Source organism: Stenotrophomonas geniculata, from assembly GCF_034508895.1.
GTDB classification, from domain to species: Bacteria; Pseudomonadota; Gammaproteobacteria; order Xanthomonadales; family Xanthomonadaceae; genus Stenotrophomonas; species Stenotrophomonas geniculata.
The window spans coordinates 2,172,414-2,189,950 of record NZ_CP140571.1 but is presented as its reverse complement, the minus strand read 5'-3'; the positions used below and the strand labels follow the sequence as shown (position 1 = coordinate 2,189,950).

At 65.0% G+C, this 17,537-nt stretch carries 13 protein-coding genes and 1 tRNA gene; 5 read left to right on the top strand and 9 right to left on the bottom strand.

From position 1 onward, the window contains the following. The first annotated feature begins 108 nt into the window (after window positions 1-108). The 3 genes from RI032_RS10125 to RI032_RS10115 are packed head-to-tail and all read left to right on the top strand — an operon-like array spanning window position 109 to window position 2,755. A complete protein-coding gene (locus RI032_RS10125; protein WP_010482125.1) occupies window positions 109-936 on the top strand; it encodes an AraC family transcriptional regulator in 828 nt (275 codons plus the stop codon). Between the two features lie 13 nt (window positions 937-949). Beyond that, a complete protein-coding gene (locus RI032_RS10120; protein WP_322548229.1) occupies window positions 950-2,029 on the top strand; it encodes an alpha/beta hydrolase family protein in 1,080 nt (359 codons plus the stop codon). A gap of 54 nt (window positions 2,030-2,083) precedes the next feature. Further along, a complete protein-coding gene (locus tag RI032_RS10115) occupies window positions 2,084-2,755 on the top strand; it encodes a VOC family protein (RefSeq protein WP_322548228.1) in 672 nt (223 codons plus the stop codon). Window position 2,756: 1 nt separating this feature from the next. On the opposite strand, the gene RI032_RS10110 is transcribed toward RI032_RS10115, so the two are convergent. The 3 genes from RI032_RS10110 to RI032_RS10100 all read right to left on the bottom strand — a co-directional run bounded on the left by RI032_RS10110 (window position 2,757) and on the right by RI032_RS10100 (window position 6,584). After that, a complete protein-coding gene (locus tag RI032_RS10110; protein WP_425603857.1) occupies window positions 2,757-4,160 on the bottom strand; it encodes a TPM domain-containing protein in 1,404 nt (467 codons plus the stop codon). A 2-nt stretch (window positions 4,161-4,162) separates the two neighbouring features. Further along, window positions 4,163-5,998, bottom strand: a complete 1,836-nt coding sequence (locus RI032_RS10105; protein WP_322548226.1) for a M3 family metallopeptidase — start codon at window positions 5,996-5,998, stop codon at window positions 4,163-4,165. A 73-nt stretch (window positions 5,999-6,071) separates the two neighbouring features. Next, window positions 6,072-6,584 (bottom strand): hypothetical protein, encoded by a 513-nt coding sequence (locus RI032_RS10100; RefSeq protein ID WP_071305531.1) that lies wholly within the window; start codon window positions 6,582-6,584, stop codon window positions 6,072-6,074. A gap of 82 nt (window positions 6,585-6,666) precedes the next feature. Here RI032_RS10100 and RI032_RS10095 point away from each other — a divergent pair, with 82 nt between their 5' ends. Then, window positions 6,667-7,293, top strand: coding sequence for a YiiX/YebB-like N1pC/P60 family cysteine hydrolase (locus tag RI032_RS10095; RefSeq protein WP_322548225.1), 627 nt, complete (start codon window positions 6,667-6,669; stop codon window positions 7,291-7,293). Between the two features lie 54 nt (window positions 7,294-7,347). Here RI032_RS10095 and RI032_RS10090 read toward each other — a convergent pair whose 3' ends face one another. The 3 genes from RI032_RS10090 to ubiA form a co-directional block, all read right to left on the bottom strand. Continuing rightward, window positions 7,348-7,509, bottom strand: coding sequence for a hypothetical protein (locus RI032_RS10090; protein ID WP_010482135.1), 162 nt, complete (start codon window positions 7,507-7,509; stop codon window positions 7,348-7,350). A 273-nt stretch (window positions 7,510-7,782) separates the two neighbouring features. Continuing rightward, the gene (locus tag RI032_RS10085) at window positions 7,783-9,207 is read right to left on the bottom strand and encodes a short-chain fatty acid transporter (protein ID WP_029379800.1); all 1,425 of its coding nucleotides are present in this window, start codon (window positions 9,205-9,207) and stop codon (window positions 7,783-7,785) included. Window positions 9,208-9,383: 176 nt separating this feature from the next. Then, window positions 9,384-10,277: a 4-hydroxybenzoate octaprenyltransferase gene (gene ubiA / locus RI032_RS10080; RefSeq protein ID WP_197575423.1), complete on the bottom strand. Its 894-nt coding sequence runs from the start codon at window positions 10,275-10,277 to the stop codon at window positions 9,384-9,386. A gap of 149 nt (window positions 10,278-10,426) precedes the next feature. Between ubiA and RI032_RS10075 the strand changes: the two genes are divergently transcribed. Then, window positions 10,427-10,503, top strand: a tRNA-Arg gene (locus tag RI032_RS10075). Window positions 10,504-10,585: 82 nt separating this feature from the next. On the opposite strand, the gene RI032_RS10070 is transcribed toward RI032_RS10075, so the two are convergent. From RI032_RS10070 to RI032_RS10060, 3 genes are all read right to left on the bottom strand, one after another. Then, on the bottom strand, window positions 10,586-11,023 hold the full coding sequence (locus tag RI032_RS10070; protein WP_191863463.1) for an adhesin: 438 nt from the start codon (window positions 11,021-11,023) through the stop codon (window positions 10,586-10,588). Then, window positions 11,020-11,514 (bottom strand): hypothetical protein, encoded by a 495-nt coding sequence (locus RI032_RS10065; RefSeq protein WP_322548224.1) that lies wholly within the window; start codon window positions 11,512-11,514, stop codon window positions 11,020-11,022. The genes RI032_RS10070 and RI032_RS10065 overlap by 4 nt, the downstream gene beginning before the upstream one ends. 1,127 nt (window positions 11,515-12,641) lie before the next feature. Next, window positions 12,642-17,348 carry an RHS repeat-associated core domain-containing protein gene (locus RI032_RS10060; protein ID WP_322548223.1) on the bottom strand — a complete coding sequence of 1,569 codons (4,707 nt, stop codon included), beginning with the start codon at window positions 17,346-17,348 and terminating at the stop codon, window positions 12,642-12,644. Window positions 17,349-17,537 lie beyond the last annotated feature (189 nt).

The following is a 17,537-nucleotide window of genomic DNA, read 5'->3' as shown; positions in this document are numbered from 1 at the left end:
GAGGCATGACGTCAGTACGACAGCTTGAGGCCGCACAGGCGCAAGAACTGCTAAGCGCCGCGCCTGCCGATCCGCTACTGTGCCGGCATTGGATTCGGGGAAAGGCCGATGAGCGCGGCGGGCAAGGCGTTGTGGTACATCGAAACCCATGCGGACCGGCCATTGGCGCTGGCCGATATCGCCGCTGCGGCGGGACTGTCACCCTTCCATCTTTCACGCCTGTTCCAGGCCCGCACCGGTACCTCGGTGGTGCGCTACCTGCGGGGACGGCGCCTGACCGCCGCCGCGCAACGATTGGCCAACGGTGCGGGCGACATCCTGCAGGTCGCGCTGGGGGCCGGCTATACCACCCATGCCGCGTTCACCCGCGCCTTCAGTGAACAGTTCGGGCAGACGCCGGAGCGCGTACGCGAACAGGGCACCGATGGGCTGGCGCTGGTACAGGCGATCCGCGTGGATGATGCGCCGGCGCCCTGCGGTGAAGCGCCGCGGCTGCTCGACACGCCCGCTTTCCAGGTGGTGGGCATCGGCATGCGGCATACCCGCGACAGTGGCGGCGCGATTCCCGGCCAATGGGCGCAGCTCAACCGCGAATGGCCGACGCCCGCGCCGATCAGCTTCGGTGTGTGCTGCAACAGCGACAACGATGGCGGCTTCGATTACATCGCCGCACTGCCGGCAAGCGTGGTGCCGAGCGTGCCTGCACACTGGCAAAGTGTGCACATTCCGCCGCGTCGCTATCTGGTGGCCTGGCACGGCGCGCACATCTCGACCATCCGCTCGACCTGGTTCTGGCTGCTGGATCATTATCTTCCTGCGTCCAACCTCAGCCTTGCCGATGCACCGGATCTGGAATGCTACGACGCCCGATTCGATGAGCACACCGGCAACGGCGGCGTGGAGATCTGGCTGCCAGTCGACGAACGTCCCAACTGACAAGGAACTGAAGATGCGCATGACGGTTGCTGTGCTGGGAATGATCCTCATGGTCTCCGCTGCCGTGGCCGATGCCAGCGAGACGCAGGCAGCCGGCGAGCGCCACGGCGCCACCACGGTGGCCAGCGCGGCTGTGCGCGATGCGCAGCACCACGACGCGCTGCGCTACACGGTCTGGTACCCAGCGCTGGCCGGCAGCCGGGAAACCGCCCTGACCATCGGCCCACCCGACGCGCCGCTGTTCGACGTCGGACGTGCCGCGATGGAGGCTCCCGTCGCAGGTGATCGCCTGCCAACGCTGCTGCTCTCGCATGGCAACGGCGGCAGTGCGCGCATGATGGGCTGGCTGGGCACCGCGCTGGCGCGGGCCGGGTATCTGGTGATCGCGGTCGATCATCCGGGCAACAACGGCATTGACACGATGACCCTGCCCGGCAGCATCCTGAGCTGGTTGCGTGCGGATGACCTGCGCGCCGCTCTGGCGGCCGTGCAGGCCGATCCAGTGCTGGGCCCGCACGTCGATCCTGAACGCCTGGGGGTTGCCGGGTTCTCGGCCGGTGGCTACACGGCGCTGCTGGCAGCCGGTGCACGACCGGACCTGCAGCGACTGCTGGCCTTCTGCACCGCACATCCGGATGACGGCGTCTGCCGGCCTCAACAGGAGGCCGCAACGCACTCAATGGAAGCGCGCGTTGCCGCTGCGGCCTCTCCAGCACTGGCGCCATGGATCTCCCAGGCCAACGACGCGCGCGCGATTCCCGGCGTGCGGGCGGCATTCCTGCTGGCTCCGGCGATCATCCAGGCCTTCGCGCCCGAGCAGCTGTCCTCGTTGCGGCTGCCCGTGTCGATCGTGCTGGGTGAGGCTGACACGGTTGCGCCGCCACAGACCAATGGCGCGGCCGCCGGGGTCCTGATTCCGGGCGCGGAACTGCAGCGCTTGGCCGATGTGGGCCACTATGATTTCCTGGCCGCGTGCACCGCGACCGGGCAGCAGCGGCTGCAGGACCTGTGCACTACGTCGGTGCCAAAGGCACAGACCCACGCGCAGGCAGTGGATGCAGCGATACGGTTCTTTGACCATTCACTGCGCTAGTGGCCGCCGGGCATGGCCTGGCGCTACAGTGGACGCGTACACGGAGAACCGATCATGCGCCTGCTGCACCTCACTCTGCCGGTATCTGACGTGGGTGCCGTGGCCAGCTACTTCCACGATGTGCTGCAGCAGCGCGTGGTCGGTACCCACGTGCACATCGGCTGGAGCACCATCGCACTGCAGCCCGCTGAAGGACGCCCGCTCGGTGGTGTGCACCTGGCGTTCAACGTGCCGGACAACCGCTTCGGCGAGGCGATGACCTGGTTGCGCGAACGCACGCCACTGCAGCGCAATCCGGCGGGACTGGACTACTTCGCGCTGGAGAGCAGCTGGCAGTCGCAGTCGGTGTACTTCACCGGCCCCGATGGCTTGATCCTGGAACTGATCGGTCGCCGTCGCTTGTCGGCCAGTACGCATCAGGGTGCCTTCCACGGCAGCGAACTGACCTGCCTGAGCGAGGTCGGCCTGCCCAGTCACGATGTCGACGCGGTACGCGAGCAGTCCAGCCTGCGGTTCGGCCTGCAACCGATCAGCCCGCCTTCGCCGCAGTTCGCGCCGATGGGCGACGACGAGGGCCTGCTGATCGTGGTCGCTGCGGACCGGCGCTGGTTCCCCGAGCAGAAGGACCTGCCCAATGCACAGGGCCTGTTGCTGCAGGTCGGCGACGTGGCCGGCCCGGGCGTTGTGGAGGACGCTGCACTCGGCTGGCGGGTGCAGGCGACCTGATCTACCAGCTGCCCGACGCACCGCCTCCGCCGCTGCGGCCGCCGCCTCCGGACCAGCTGCTGGAGCTGCTCGATGACGAACTGCTGGATGACGAACTGGACGCGCTGCGCTCACGGCGTGACGAAACCCGGCCACGTGCGCGCTCGCCCGGCAACATGGTGAACAACCCTACGAAGTACAGCAGCACGCCACACACACCTGACACGATCATCGCCAGCAGCCGTGGATCGTCACCTTCGGCACGATGGATCGCCAGCAACGCGCCCGCGGCATAGCCGAGGGTCAACAGCACCAGCACCGTCATGCGCACGACGAAGCTGCTGCGGTTCTTCTTCCAGCGTGCGCGACAGGCCTGCACCAGCAGGAACACCATCAAGGTGACAACACCCGCGGCGGCCTGCAGCAGCAGGTGCCGGGCCAGGCTCGGTGGCAGCTGGCCACGAAGCAGCGCCTGTACCAGCAAGACCATGCTGAGCACCAGCATGCCGCACAGGACGATGCGCACCCCGCGGCTGCGACGCCAGCACCAGCCGAGCAGGGCCGCCACCGGCACGCCCAGCGCCATCACGAAGCACAGGCCCGCCAGCAGGTGGCGTGGCAGCAGCAACGCCACGGACAGCGCGCCTGCGGCAACCACCGCTGTCAGCAGCATCGGACGCCCCCAGGCCGGCAAGGTCGGCCAGCTCGGCCTCGGTGCCGACGCATTGGCGGCCAGTGCCTTGCGCCGCCGCTCCCGACGGCTGCCGCTGAAATCGTCCTCGGTCTTCGCTGGCGGGAGGGGCGGCGGCGAGCGCCACAGCCCGGCCAGGAAGCCGGCCAGCAGGGTCAACGCCACCACCGAGTCTGCGCGACGCCAGTCCGCAGGCAGCACATTGCTGGCCGACGGCGCTTCCCATGCAGGCAGGTCCTCGCCTTCGATCAGCGCCACCATGATCGTCGTGCCATCAAGCACGCCCTGGTCGACATCACCCTCACGGAAGCGCGGCACGATCGCGTTGTCGATGATGCGAGCGGCGTACGCGTCTGGTAGCGCACCTTCCAGGCCATAGCCGGTCTGGATGCGTACGCGGCGATCCTGCACCGCCACCAGCAACAGCACACCGTCGTCGACACCGGCGCGACCCAGCTGCCATTGATCAAATACCCGCTGTGCGTAGGGCTCGATGCCCTCGTTGCCCACGCTGGGTACCACCAGCACCTGCAGCTGTGCACCTTTCCGCACCTGCAGCTGCAGCGCCTGCCTGCGCAGGGTGGCGCGGGTTTCAGTGGACAGCGCGTTGGCCGTGTCCACCACGGGATCGTCCAGCGCCGGCACCGGGATTGCCGCCAGCGCCGCCATCGGCAGCAGGCACAGCAGCAACAACAGGCATGTCATGGCTGCGGCCTGCTGTCCTGCCCGCAGCATGCTCACGTACCCTGCCCTGCCTCGATCCGCGCATGCAGCGCCTGCAGCTGTGCCACCGTCTGGTTGAACACCTGCAGATCGGCGTCCACCAGGGCCGCCCAGTCTGGCGCGTGCCCCAGCAGTTGCGCCACCTGCTCGTCCGGCGCGCGATCGAAGCCCTCGCCAAGCACAGCAAGATAACGCTCACGGAACCCGTCGGGGTCGCGCTGGTCCTGCACATACAGCTGCACGGCCAGCAGCCCCGCATACAGGTAGTTCACCAGATAGTTCGGGTCTTCATACATCAGGCGCTTGCCGATCCAGGTGTTGCGCAGCTGCGGGTAGCGCTCCGGTTGCTGGCCGAAGCGCGCCAGCACCTGCCCGGTCAGCGCGTCCAGATCATCGGCGGTGCCCAGCGTACCGGCGGCAACGCCCTGGTAGATCGACTGCTCCAGCTGCGCTTCCTCGGAAGAGGTGAACAGCTGCAGCACCATGTCGTCCAGCAGCGACTTCAGGTAATAGGCCTTGGCACGCGGGTCCTGTGCCTGCTGGTACAGCTGGTCGCGGAAGCGCAGCTCGTTGTAGATCGCGAACGCCTCGGTCAGCCACTGGCTGCCATTGCGCTGCAGCGGCGACGCATGACCGCGCTGCATCCACTCGCCATGCATGGCATGACCCGCTTCATGCGCGATTTCGACATCGCTTTCCAGATCGCCACGGCGCACGCCAACGAACAGCATTGCCGGCACACCGGGAGCGCTCACCGGGAACGCGTCCTGGCTGCGGTCACCGCGTTCGGTGGCCAGATCCATACGCTGGTTGGCCGGATCGAGCAGCGCGCGCAGTTCAGCGACGTACGCCGGCCCCAGGTGCTGCATGGCATCGGCGGCGTTGTCGCGCAGCTGCGCCAGCGTCAGCACCGGTGGCGTGTAGCCGGCATCGGGCACGGTGGTATCCCAGATCTGCGGCGCGTCAATGCCGGATCGCGCAGCGTGGTGCAGCAGCATCTCCTGGTAGGCGCGGCGGTCCTCCGCGTGCTGTTCGACCGCCACCAGCGTTGCATTCACTACGGCGGTATCCAGACCCATGCGCTGGTAGCCATGTGCCGGCGCCGAGCCATCGCCCTGCAGGCGTGCGGCCGCGTCATTCACCTGCACCAGCCCCAGCAGCACCGATGCCATCGGCTCACGGCGCGAGTGCAGCCCCTGCCAGTAACCCTTCCAGCCTGCCTCGCGCAGGGCACGGTCGGGCTGCTGGGCCAGCGCCTGCTTGTCGCGCCCCGTGTCCCAGTGCCGGCCGCCGTGCTCGATCTGCGGGTACTCGGCGCTGCGCAGGATCTGCCCGCGCAGGCGCGCGAAGCTGTCCAGCGCCGGATCGGCCAGTGCCTCCACGGCCTCATCCAGCGCGGCGTTGGCCGGGGTGGCAGCCTCCTTCAGCGCGCGTGCGCGCAGGAAGCCATACGGTGCTGCCCACGCTGCATCTGCGGGTGCCTCGCGCAGTGCGGCGCGACCACTGCGGGCGATGCGGCTGCACAGCCCCGTCACCTGATCCAGCGCCTGGGCCGGACGCCGATCACGCGCATTGCGGGCGGCCTGCAGGTGCAGGTAGCCGTGATGTCGCAGGCACTGCGCCTCCAGTATCTCGGCCTGCCGGAAGCGTTCCGCCGGTGCAAGGGCGGTTGCCTGCTGCAGGGCCTCGACGCGCCTGCCCAGGGCGACACGCGCGGCCTGTTCGGCGGTGGCATTGGCGAAGTAGGCGCGGTCATCGGCATGCACCGACTGTGCCTGGGCGCCGCTGAAGGGAGCTATCGCCAATACGGCGACGACGGCGGCGGTGGTGCGCTTCCTGAAAGCCTGCATCGGCGTCTCCCTGCCTGGACCTGGGGTCGAGACTAGCAGTCACTGGCCCGCCGCGCCTGTGCCGGATCAGGCTTCAGATCGACTCGTCCTCACGCTTGACCAGTGTCCAGCAAGGCGCCTGCGCGAAGGTATAGGTCTGCTGGTCGCTGCTGTCCGGCGTACGGATCTGCACCTGCCGCTGCCCATCGGCCAGGGGGCTGACCTGCATTTCACGGCCCTGCCCGGCCAACGCGGCAGGATCGGGCATCACCGGCCACTCGACATCGGCCAGCGCCACCCGGCTTTCCACCTTGCGCGGTTCCGGCTCGGCCTCCGCATCGATGTAGCTGTCCAGCAGCGGATCGGCCGTGGCCTTTTCCTGCAGCGTGATCTCGTTGCCGAAATGCTTCAGGAACGTATCGAATTCCGGGTAGGGGCATTCACTGGCTGCAGCCACAGGTGTGGGCTCGGTGGCGCTGGTCGCCGGCGCCGCTGCGGCAGTCACGGCTTCGGCCGCTGTCTGTGGTGGCTGCGGCGCTGGCGTGCAGGCAACCAGCACCGCGCCGCAGGCAAGCACCAGCAGTGCAGGAGAAGGGTATCGACGCATGGGCTCATCCTGAATCCGGTCCGGTCGCTCCATGCTACCGCGCACCCTACAATTCCGGCATTCCGCCTGTCCGAGAGTCCTCATGCATCGCCTCCTGCTCCTGATCGGCCTGCTGCTGCCCGCCCTGTGGCCGGCCGTGGCGTTGGCCGTCGATGTCCACGAAGGCGACCTGCTGTTCGTCACTGCCGGCCGCAGCGGCCTGAGCGCGGCCATCGACGATGCCACCGGCACGCAGGGCGCACCCAGCTTCGATCACGTCGCCCTGGTCGCCTCGGCGTCGAAGGGCTGGGAGGTGCTGCACGCCGACGAGAAGGGATCACGCCGGCAATCGCTGACCGAGTTCCAGCAGGACGCCCAAGCCAAGCAGCGGCAGATCGTGGTCTATCGCCTGCGCGCGCCGCAGCAGGCGGCCATCAAGGATGCGGTCGCCACCGCGCGCACGATGCTGGGCAAGCCCTACAACACGTCGTATGTATTGAACGAGGACAGCTATTACTGCTCGGACTTCATCGAGCGTGCGTTCCGTGCGCACCGCGTGTTCGCATTGCAGCCGATGAACTTCCGCAACCCGCAGACCGGGCAGATCGCCCAGCATTGGGTCGATCTTTACCGCGGCATGGGCATGGACGTGCCGCAGGATCAGCCGGGCACCAATCCGAACGACATGTCGGCGGCGCCGGTGCTGCAGCGTATCGGCGTGCTGGAATAAGCAAAGCCCCGCACGGGGCGGGGCTTCGCCGGTCACGTTGCACGCGCAACGCGATCATTCTTCTTCGTCGTGGCCGCCCTGCTGCTGGTTCTGGTTGCGCTTCTGCTGTTCCTGCTGCTGTTGCTGCTGCTGGTCGCGGCCACGGCCCTGCTGCTGATCCTGCTGGTTCTGCTGGCCCTGCTGCTTCTGGTTCGGGTTCTGGTTCTGCTGTGCCATGTCCGATCTCCAAAGCCACTCGCGGAATGCGGTGGACGTGGCCATCGTCTGCAGCGAATGGTTAATCACGCGTGGGTGGGCGGCTACATCTGTGTGTACGCATGTGAATGAACGCGCAGAAGCCCTTGTGGCACAAGCGGCTGAAGGATTCATGCGGGTTCGGCATGTGCTCATGCCGTCATCGGCGTTGCACGCATTCATGGCGCTCGCAGCCGGAAACACGCGCGGAAGGAGGCTGGCTTCCCAACTCGCGCAGGCAAGCCAGCCCAGCATTCAGGGCATCACCGGCGGCACGTACGCCAGGGTCATCCCCAGCAGCCACAACAGGCCCAGCACCAGCGGAATGTGCACCAGCAGCTGGATGAAGGTGAAGCCGACGATGTCGCGTGCCTTCAGCCCCAGCACGCCCAGCAGCGGCAGCATCCAGAACGGATTGATCAGGTTCGGCAGCGCTTCGGCGGCGTTGTAGACCTGCACCGCCCAGCCAAGGTGCGCCTTCAGTTCGTTGGCGGCCTGCATCACGTACGGCGCCTCGATGATCCACTTGCCACCACCGGAGGGCACGAAGAAGCCCAGCACGGCCGAATAGACACCCATCACCAGCGCGAAGGTATCGGTGCTGGCCACGTGCACGAACAGGCTCGACAGCCGGTGCGCCAGCGTCTGCCCATCGCCGCCAGCGGCGTGGGTGAGGATCATCGCGATGCCGCCGTACAGCGGGAACTGGATCAGCACGCCGGTGGTGCTGGGCACCGCCTTGGCCACCGCGTTGAGGAAACTGCGCGGGCGCCAGTGCAGCAGCAGGCCCAGCGAAATGAACAGGAAGTTGTAGGTGTTGAGGTTGGCGATGGCGGTGACCACCGGCTTGTTGGCGAACTCGTTGAACAGCCAGCCGAACGCCAGCAGCGAGAGCAGCACGGTCAGCAGCGGGCTGTATTCCAGCCATTCGCCCGGGCGCGTGCGGCGCTGCAGCGGCTCCGGCTCGGCCTGCGCGGCACCGGGGAAGTCTTCAGCGGTGCGGGCACTGCCTGCGGCCGGTGCGGTCAGCCAGGCGATCAGCAGCGAAACCAGGATCAGCACTGAGGTCAGCGCGATCGACTGCCACAGGAAGATGGTTTCGGTGAACGGCAGTACGCCGGTGATCTCGACCAGCCCCGGCGGCATGCTGGCCGGGTTGGCCTGCAGCTGTGCGGCCGACGAACTCAGCCCCATCGCCCACACCGCGCCCAGCCCCAGGTAGGCCGAAGCACCGGCCGCGCGGTAGTCCATGCGCAGCTCGGTGCGGCGTGCCAGCGCACGCACCAGCAGGCCGCCGAACACCAGCGAGAACCCCCAGCTGAGCAGCGAGGCCAGCATGCTGACCAGGCCCACGTACACCACCGCACCACGTCCGGTGCGCGGCACCCGGGCCAGGAAATCGATGAAGCGAGCGACCACCGGTGCCGTCGCCACGGCGTAGCCACCGATGACCACGAAGGCCATCTGCATGGTGAAGGGAATCAGGCTCCAGAAGCCGTCGCCGAAGGCGCTGGCGGTGGCCTGCGGGGTCGAGCCGAAGCCCATCGCCGCCAGCGCGACGATGACCACGCCCAGCACCGCGAACACGTACGCATCGGGGAACCACTTTTCCGCCCAGGCGGCCGAGCGCAACGCTGCGCGCGCCATCCAGCCGTCCTGTACTGCTGCCGTCGAGGCCATCGCCTACCCTCCCAGGTTCGATGCTTCGATTCTGGGCGGTGGGGTGCGGGCTGTCAGCCACCTATTGGTCGTAGGTGGCGGAAGGCCCGGCGCTGTGCGCCGCCGCCCGAGCATGGGCTCGGGCGCTACGGAAGCACTGTCAGCTGTAGAGCCGAGCCCACGCTCGGCTGCGCTTCTCAATGCAGCGCCAGGTCCACAGCGATGCCGGCAAACAGCGCGGCACCCACCCAGTTGTTGTGCAGGAACGCCTTGAAGCACGGGCCGCGCTCGCGGTTGCGGCAGATCCAGAACTCGTACACCACCAGCACCGTGGCCACGGCCACGCCGGCCAGGTAGTAGCCGCCCAGCCCGCCGCGCACGCCAACCAGCGCCATGGTGGCCAGGAACAGCGCGTACAGCACGCCCTGGATGACCAGGTCCAGGTCGCCGAACAGGATCGCGGTGGAGTGCGAGCCCATCTTCAGGTCGTCTTCGCGGTCGACCATGGCGTACCAGGTGTCGTAAGCGGTGGACCACAGGATGTTGCCGGCATACAGCAGCCAGCCCAACATCGGCACTTCGCCCTGCACGGCGGCGAACGCCATCGGGATGCCCCAGCCGAACGACATGCCCAGGTAGACCTGTGGCAGATGGGTGTAGCGCTTCAGGTAGGGGTAGCTGGCGGCCAGGAACACGCCGATGAAGCTCAGGCCGATGGTCAGCCCGTTCATCGTCAGCACCAGGCCGAACGCAACCAGCATCAGCACCGCAAACAGCGCCAGCGCGGCACGGCCACTGATCGCACCGGTGGCCAGCGGGCGCGCCTTGGTGCGCTCTACATGCGGGTCGAGCCAGCGGTCGGCGTAGTCGTTGATGACGCAGCCGGCCGAGCGGGTCAGCCACACACCGGCGGTGAACACGAACAGGGTCCACAGCGGCGGCAGGCCACCTGCGGCCAGCCACAGCGCCCACCAGGTGGGCCACAGCAGCAGCAGCGTGCCGATCGGGCGATCAGCGCGCATCAGACTCCAGTAATGCCGCCAACGCGGCGTCGCCGGCGACTGCGGCGAAGTGAGGGGGGTATCAGCCATGGCGATAGGATACTCCTGCGCCTCCGGCAGGGCTTTGCCCGTGGGGGGAGATTTGTTCGGCGAAACTGGATAGAATGCCGGTCCCGCACCGCCTCATGGCGCTGCGATGCCCGCCCCGGCACTGGCCGGTGGCGCGGCGGTTCTACAACGCGCCCGTAGCTCAGCCGGATAGAGTAGTGGCTTCCGAAGCCATTGGTCGGGGGTTCGAATCCCTCCGGGCGCGCCATTTTCCCTTCATTGCCTGTCCGCAGTATCCCAACCGGGCAATGCTGCGATGTCGCGAGGTATCCGGCACGCCGCCAGGAATGTCAGGGAATGAACGTTGCCGAGCGATGCTCGCAACCTGCAGTGTCCTGTACCACGATGGAGTAATTCGCGCCCGCGCTGGATGCGCCGGGCAGAAACAGGCCATCACCATCGAACAGAACGCTCTGCTGTTCACCCTGCCCGATCGCTCCCGGTGTGATCTCCTCAAGGATCACGTTGTAAGGCCGCCAGGCATCCTCGCCTGTGCGCCTCATCTCTGCGCGAGCGGTCCTTGAGTTCAACCTGCGTCTTTCATCCACCCACAGCTGAAGCGGCTGATCAGCATTGTGGGTGATCTGGAAGCGCCCGTAGGTCAGTCCGCCGACTCTCTCGGTGCCGACGTAGGTGAAATGGGCCGGCGGACACTTCGTGGTGCGGTTCGGATGCGCCGCGCAGGATGTCAGTGCAACCACGAGGCAAAAGGCAGTCAGGCGCTTCATGGGTTCGAGGCCTGTGAGTTGTTGTCGCGGCGGCATGCAGCGGTGAGGGCAACCAGCACTACGCCCCAGAGCGGCGTGAGCAGCACGACGCTCATCACCGTCAGCGAAACCGGTACCTGCCAAAGCAGCGATGGCCTGAACCCGCTGAATCTATAGACTTCCAGTACAAGCACCACGACCTGGGCCAGAAGGCCCGCGAGCAGCCCCAAGCCAGCCCCCTTGGCAAGCCGCCTGATGGTCAGGCGGCCGCCGGCGGCAACCCGTGCGCCAATTCCCAGCAACAGAAGGCTGACGGCATACAGCCAGAAGAAAACTTGATGTGAGTCGAAGGCGTAAAGCGTCCTGCCCACAAAGTTCAGGAACAGCCAGAGTGCTCCACACGACACCGCGTAGGCCAACCCATACCGAAAAATCCGCCTGGCTTTCATCTTGTACCTCTCCGAGGCGTGCAGGCCGATCGCGTTCTGTTGTGGAGGAGCGCGGGAGCTCATGCACCTTGCCTCCTGCTTGGCGGCCTACTCACGCAGCCCATCGCGCAGCGCTCGAGAGTACCTGCCTGCCCGAAGTCACTGTCGACACCGAGCCGGGAAAGCAGTTCGCTGAGTACAGGATCCATGATGTTCATCGAGCTGCACGCACGGTAGAGCCCATTGCGTTGGCCCGATGGTGGTCCGTCCTGTAATCCATCCCTTCGTCAGCTCCCTGCCGGCCTACATGCCCCGCAACCTGCCCCAGCTCAAGCCAAGCGGTGCCTGCGCCGTGGGGTGATGCCCTCAATCGATCAATGCGCCACAACGGCCAATCGCTCCGCACCCACGATGGATTCGCATGAAAAAGAACAGCCCGTCCCCATCTGGCCTAGCGGTCTACTGTTACGCCTGTGATCGATAGCTCGATCGTCCCGGGAAGCTCTGCTCAAGAATCATGATTTGACAGGAATCAACCGGCCTTCCCAAGCGCCCTCTACTTGAAGTGCAATCTTCTGCGCCGACAGAGGCCTCAATGAAGACCACGGTGTCGCCAAGCCGCTCAACAGCTGCAATCTATGCCCCCGCCCGCAAACACACCAACAGAGCGCTCGCAAATGAAATTCCCACTTTCCTATTCGCACCTCAGACCCACACACATAAGAATCTTCAAAGCGCTCCTGAGCACCCTCCGAAGACCTTGGCAGGCCTCTTACTCAGGCTCACAGCAACCACTCGATGCACCTGCTCCCCACAACTTCCCATTACCCCATACAAGATGAGAATCCCACTGTCATTTACGTAGCCGACAAAATTTCCGCCTCCTGCATCCGAGGCCGCTCTGACGAGATAAATAGTCTCCCCCTCTGCCGGCACTAACCCATTCAACTGTAGAGGCGCGAATTTCTCAGCAGCATCCGATGCGTGAACGATGCTCAAGTTTTGAGCGAGCATCCACTGAGCAATCGAATTTTCACTCTGCGGATTCAAGGTGGCCAAGCGATCACTCCGAAGTGTCGTGGAGTTCCCAGGAATGATCTCATCCGATGAAACATCCACCCAATCTGAACTCCATTCAGCGTGTTTGAACTGACTAGTGCTACAGCCTCCTAGCAATGGAAGAAGGAGCGCAGCCACGCGTAGATTCCCTATCATTTGCACCTCAATCTCTTCTTGATAGCGTCCCGAACCCTATCGTCTGGAACGCCCAGATGCTCTGCCATGATGTTCCCCTCCCACCCCGGAACGGGCTTAGTAGAACGAGAGGGCGCCTGTGACACCACATCGTACATATCAAAACGACCGTCGTACTTGAATTTCATCAAGTGCCCTGCCTCGTGCGCAGCTGTCCACTCAGTGTTTCCTGCATACCATTTACCGACACTGCCTCCGGTTACAGTCGATACCCCCTTCCCCAGCGGAACCTCAACACGGTTTAACCGCCCTTTCTCCGGCTGGCTAACAGTGACTGTAAATCCGGGCGCAGACCAGGTCGATTCAATTGCATTTATCATTTTACTCAGAGTCTCAGGAGTAGCTCCCTCACCACTGAAACGAATAGGGATGTCGATCTGAACTCCGCCGTCCACACAAGTGCAATTGGCCAGCAGTCCGAGCGGATCAGCTGCCCGCACTGGATCAGCTGATACATAGGAGAAGGTGGACACTCCCCCATCCAACCCAATCGGATCACTCTGCGAATAACGGCCCACCGCCGGGTCGTATTCCCGCTGGTAGTTGTAGAACAACCCACTCGCATCCGTCGCCTGCTGGCCCGGGAATCGCAGCGCCAGTTCAAACGCCACGCCATCGCCGTCCGGATCGGCACTCGGAATCTGGTTGCCGAACACCTCGCTCCTGTTGCTCCACTCCCAGATCGAGACATTCCGTACCGGATCGATCACCACGCGCGGCGTACCTAGGTGATCCGGCTGGACGTAGGCCAGTTCAGGCACGCCGGTAGCCGGCACATTGATCAGCGCCACCGGATAGTTGTCCAGCCAGATGGCCTGCTGCTGCGCCTGGCCCGTGGCCGAGTAGTTGCCCAGCCACTGCCCAGCCTCGTCGTACAACGTGATCTGCGCTGCGCCACCGGCCGGGGTACGCAGCACGCGTTCGCCGCGGTGGTTGTAACCGTAGCTCTCCAGTGGGGCGTTACCCTGCTTCACCGCGTTCATGCGATTGGCATCGCTGTAGGTGAACGTCTTGCTGCCGATGCTGGTGGTATTGCCCGTTGCGTCATGGGTGCGCGCCTCGCCATCCACTGCGGTCAGCCGGTGGCTGGTTGTGGGATAGGTATAGCTGGCGGTGCCTGCCGAGGTGGTCAGCGCAGTGCGATTGCCGGTGGCGTCATACGCATAGGTTTCAATCGGTGTACCGGTCGTACCGTCCTGGGTCTGGGTCAGGCGGCCCAGCGTGTCGTAGGCGTACTTGGCGAGCACCGTTGAGCCTGCGCCGTTCTTCAGCTCGGTGATCGAACCGACCGGGTCATAGCCATAGCCCAGCGAGAGGCCACCTGCGGCCGTGTCATGCACCGCCTGTGGGCGATAGTTCAGATCCAGCGGACGCCGCAGCTGGCGGCCATTGCCGTAAATCCAGCTTGTCGCCGGGCCGAAGGCCGCATAGGTCACGTTGTTCACCACGATCTGGCGGGCCTGGCCGGGGCGGGTCAGGCCGATCTGGCTGATGCGGCCCTGCGTATCGCGGACGTAGTCGGCCACGCTGCCGTCGGGGTAGGTCAACGCAGTCAGGCGACCCGACTTGCTGTAGGCATAGCGCAGCGTGCTGGCGACACCGTTGACGGTCTGCACCTTGCGGGTGACCTGGCCGAAGCGGTCATGGCAGTACTGGGTGCTGCCATTGGCGTGCAGCACCTGCCCCAGACGCCCCTTGGCAAAGCGCTCGTCGGCGGCACAGACCGCTGGCGCTACGTCATAGCTGTAGCCCACATCCAGATTGGGGTCCGGGTAGGCGATGCCGATCAGGCGGTTAAGTGCATCGTAGTGATAGGTGGCGGTGACGCCACGCGCATCGGTGGCCGTCTTGCGGTTGCCGGCGGCGTCCACGGTGAAGCTGCTGGCGCCACTGTCCGGGCTGACCTGCCCAGTCAGGTCACCGAATCCGTTGTAGGCGTAGGTGGTATGCAGGCCCTTCGGGTCAGTGACCTGGGTGACCTGGTCCAGCGCGTTGTACTGGCTGCGGATCTCGGCGGCCACGCCACCCACGTCCTGCAGGGTCCGGGCCAGGCGGTTCAGCGGGTCGTACTGCTGGCTGGTCACGCGCTGCAGGGCGTCGGTCACGGTCTGCGGGTTGCCGTTGGCATCGTAGGCAAAGCCGGTAGCGTGATTGCCTGCGTCCTTCAGCGCGGTCAGCTGGCCGAGCGTGTTGAACGTCCGTGCCAAGGTGCGGCGCAGGGTGCCGCCGGTATCCAGCGTGTCTTCCTTGAGGCGGTTGCCGGCGTTGTCCAGCACATAGTGAATGGTGCTGCCCGCACTGTCCGCGATGTCCGTCAGCCGCTGGGCGGCGTCATAGACATAGGTGACACTGCTGCCGTCCGGCTCGGTGACCTGTTGCACCTGGCCGGTCGGCCAGTAGCTGATCTGGGTTACCCTGTCCTCGGCTGTGGTGGCACCGCGCACGGTGACCGAGGTCGGCCAGCCACGGGCATGGTAGGTGTAGTCGGTGACCACGCCGTTGGCATCCTTCGTCGACAACGGCCGTCCTAGTGCGTCGTAGGCCAAGGTCTCGACCGTCTGGCCCAGCGCATTGGTCACGCTGCGCAGGTCGCCCTTGCGATAACCGCATGCACCATTGGTCGCGCATCCCGCGTCGTCCGCAGTGTAGTAGGCATAGGTGGAGACATCCACCACATCACTGCGCGGGCCATCCACGCTGCGCAGCAGACCCACCAACGGGCACTCTGCGCCTTCGGCCTCACAATAGGTCTGCGTGGTGACGCGGGTATCACCGGTCAGCGTGTCGCGCACGGTGATGGTGGTCGGCTGAAGGCGCGCGTTGCGCGCGATGCGGATCTCACGGTTGCCAACGGTCTGCTGCACCAGCCGATTGCTGTCCATGGCCACGCGCGTTTCGCTGATGCGCTGATCCGGAGTACCGGTCGCTTCGGTGGTGGTGGTCACGCTGACGGCGCCTGCGGTAGCGTCGCTGGCCTCGGCATAGGCGTAGTTGGTAACGACGCCACGGCGGTCGGTCACCGACTGCAGCCGGCGCCGGAAATCGGTGCCCTCGGGCAGATAGGTGCGGCTTATGCTGCCGTTGCTCTCGGTGATGCCATTGACCTTGCGCGGAAGGCCACTGGAGCCGATGGCGGTCAAGGCGTAGGTGCTCTGCTTGCCCAGTGCGTCGGTGACGATGGTGGTTCCTGCCGGGGTGTACTCCAGGCGCACGCCATCAATGCCTACGTCGGCCTGACTGCAGTCGCCGGAGTGACGGCTGCAGGTGACCCGTCCCTTGGCGTCGTAGCCGTACCAACTGTAGCGCTGGCTGCCTTCAGCGGTAATGCCGGTCAGGTAGCCGGGGAAACGGGCGTCTTCATAGTGGTATGTACGGCTGGTGCCGTCTGCATAGGTCGCAGTGGTCAGCTCGCCAGCAGGAGAGTACGTGTAGCTGACCACAGGCTGGCCGGCAACCACCAAGGCCGAGATCAGCGAATCGTCGCCCGGCGCGAGGTACTGGACATCAACGCGTCGACCGGTTGAATGGGTGATACTGAGCAGACGACCACGGCTGTCATGTGCATAGGTCAGCGAGGTTCCGTCTTCGAAATCGCGGCGCTGCATCAAGCCAGCGGCATCAAAATGAATGCGCTCTCCGGCACGTGAAAGTTGCCAGTTGGTGCCCTGCTGGACAGCGCGATCACCGCTTCCGTCCATGGCTTCGTAGCTTGCCCCCACTTTCTGGAACGCGGTCTGCCCGCCATCGGCGCCGATCAACCCAACTTTCAGTTCGGGGCTGGGAGGGAAGGTAGAATCGTCTACGCCTGCGGTAAGCCGCAGATTGTGGGAATGGGTCCAGCCCGTACCCAACGCGCCGCCCGCCGTGCTTGTCAGGGAATGATAGTGGCGTTGGAAGCTCACCCATCCAAAGTTGAAATCCGGCTCAGGCTGGGATTTATCGCCAGTGGTCGGATCACATGGGTTGCCAACAGGACATTGCTGCGGCGGCAGCGGCGTGCTTGTATAGGACAGCATGGGCGCCATGTGCGGCTCGTCCTGCTGGACCAGTGAGCACATCTGCAAGGCGTCATTCCACGTCAGGGACGGTCGATTCGGGCAAAGCGCCGTTCTGGCCCGGCGCACATGCTCCCACCCCACTATCGACGAGCATTGTTGAGTGCTCTGATGATAGAAGTTCAAGGTGTAATGGAAATCCTTCTCCTCGTTGGTGACACTACCGTCGTCGCCCCTTCCAAGCCCAAGGAGCTCGACCCACGGATCCTCCGTGAGGGAAGTCGCCGGGCACTGCGGGTCGCTGACGCGGGTGGCGAGGATCACGCTCCGAATCTGATCTTCGGAAGAATACTCCTGCCCTGAGTGGGTGTAGACCCAGTCGGTAGTAACGATCTTCTCGGGTTTCACCCGGTAATCGTAGATGACCTTCTTTCCAAGGACGCGTTGGCGTTTGACATGCCAATCGAAGGGTTTGTCCTCCTCGTACTGGGAAAAGAGCGACTTGATGTCCTTCTGCACCGCCGCTTCCGTGGCTCGCGGCTGGCCCATCGACAGGTAGCTTTCCCACTTCTTCTGCACCTCCTGCGCCTGCGCAGCCCCGGGAGCCAAGCTCGCCAGCGCAATCATCGCCAGTGCGACACACGAAATGGACTTCAGTCGTTCCAACATCCCTGTTCTCCTTCCTGGACGAACACAGCGCCGGTGGGGAACGAGAACGTGGGGCGGTTGCCTAACCACGTCATGCTTCGGATCGTCCCTGGTCCGGAATGCGGCTTGGCCACATGGGACGTTATCTCCGATGTCGTTTACACATTCAAGTCAGAAACTGTGGAATGGGTCGAATTTCAGAGTTTTCTG

Excerpts from the sequence above, each read along its gene's own strand:
- RI032_RS10105 (WP_322548226.1), bottom strand. The coding sequence starts at position 5,998 with ATGCAGGCTTTCAGGAAGCGCACCACCGCCGCCGTCGTCGCCGTATTG.
- RI032_RS10090 (WP_010482135.1), bottom strand. The coding sequence starts at position 7,509 with ATGGCACAGCAGAACCAGAACCCGAACCAGAAGCAGCAGGGCCAGCAG.
- RI032_RS10110 (WP_425603857.1), bottom strand. The coding sequence starts at position 4,160 with ATGCTGCGGGCAGGACAGCAGGCCGCAGCCATGACATGCCTGTTGTTG.
- ubiA (WP_197575423.1), bottom strand. The coding sequence starts at position 10,277 with ATGGCTGATACCCCCCTCACTTCGCCGCAGTCGCCGGCGACGCCGCGT.
- RI032_RS10100 (WP_071305531.1), bottom strand. The coding sequence starts at position 6,584 with ATGCGTCGATACCCTTCTCCTGCACTGCTGGTGCTTGCCTGCGGCGCG.
- RI032_RS10120 (WP_322548229.1), top strand. The coding sequence starts at position 950 with ATGCGCATGACGGTTGCTGTGCTGGGAATGATCCTCATGGTCTCCGCT.
- RI032_RS10060 (WP_322548223.1), bottom strand. The coding sequence starts at position 17,348 with ATGTTGGAACGACTGAAGTCCATTTCGTGTGTCGCACTGGCGATGATT.
- RI032_RS10115 (WP_322548228.1), top strand. The coding sequence starts at position 2,084 with ATGCGCCTGCTGCACCTCACTCTGCCGGTATCTGACGTGGGTGCCGTG.
- RI032_RS10085 (WP_029379800.1), bottom strand. The coding sequence starts at position 9,207 with ATGGCCTCGACGGCAGCAGTACAGGACGGCTGGATGGCGCGCGCAGCG.
- RI032_RS10095 (WP_322548225.1), top strand. The coding sequence starts at position 6,667 with ATGCATCGCCTCCTGCTCCTGATCGGCCTGCTGCTGCCCGCCCTGTGG.
- RI032_RS10065 (WP_322548224.1), bottom strand. The coding sequence starts at position 11,514 with ATGAGCTCCCGCGCTCCTCCACAACAGAACGCGATCGGCCTGCACGCC.
- RI032_RS10070 (WP_191863463.1), bottom strand. The coding sequence starts at position 11,023 with ATGAAGCGCCTGACTGCCTTTTGCCTCGTGGTTGCACTGACATCCTGC.
- RI032_RS10125 (WP_010482125.1), top strand. The coding sequence starts at position 109 with ATGAGCGCGGCGGGCAAGGCGTTGTGGTACATCGAAACCCATGCGGAC.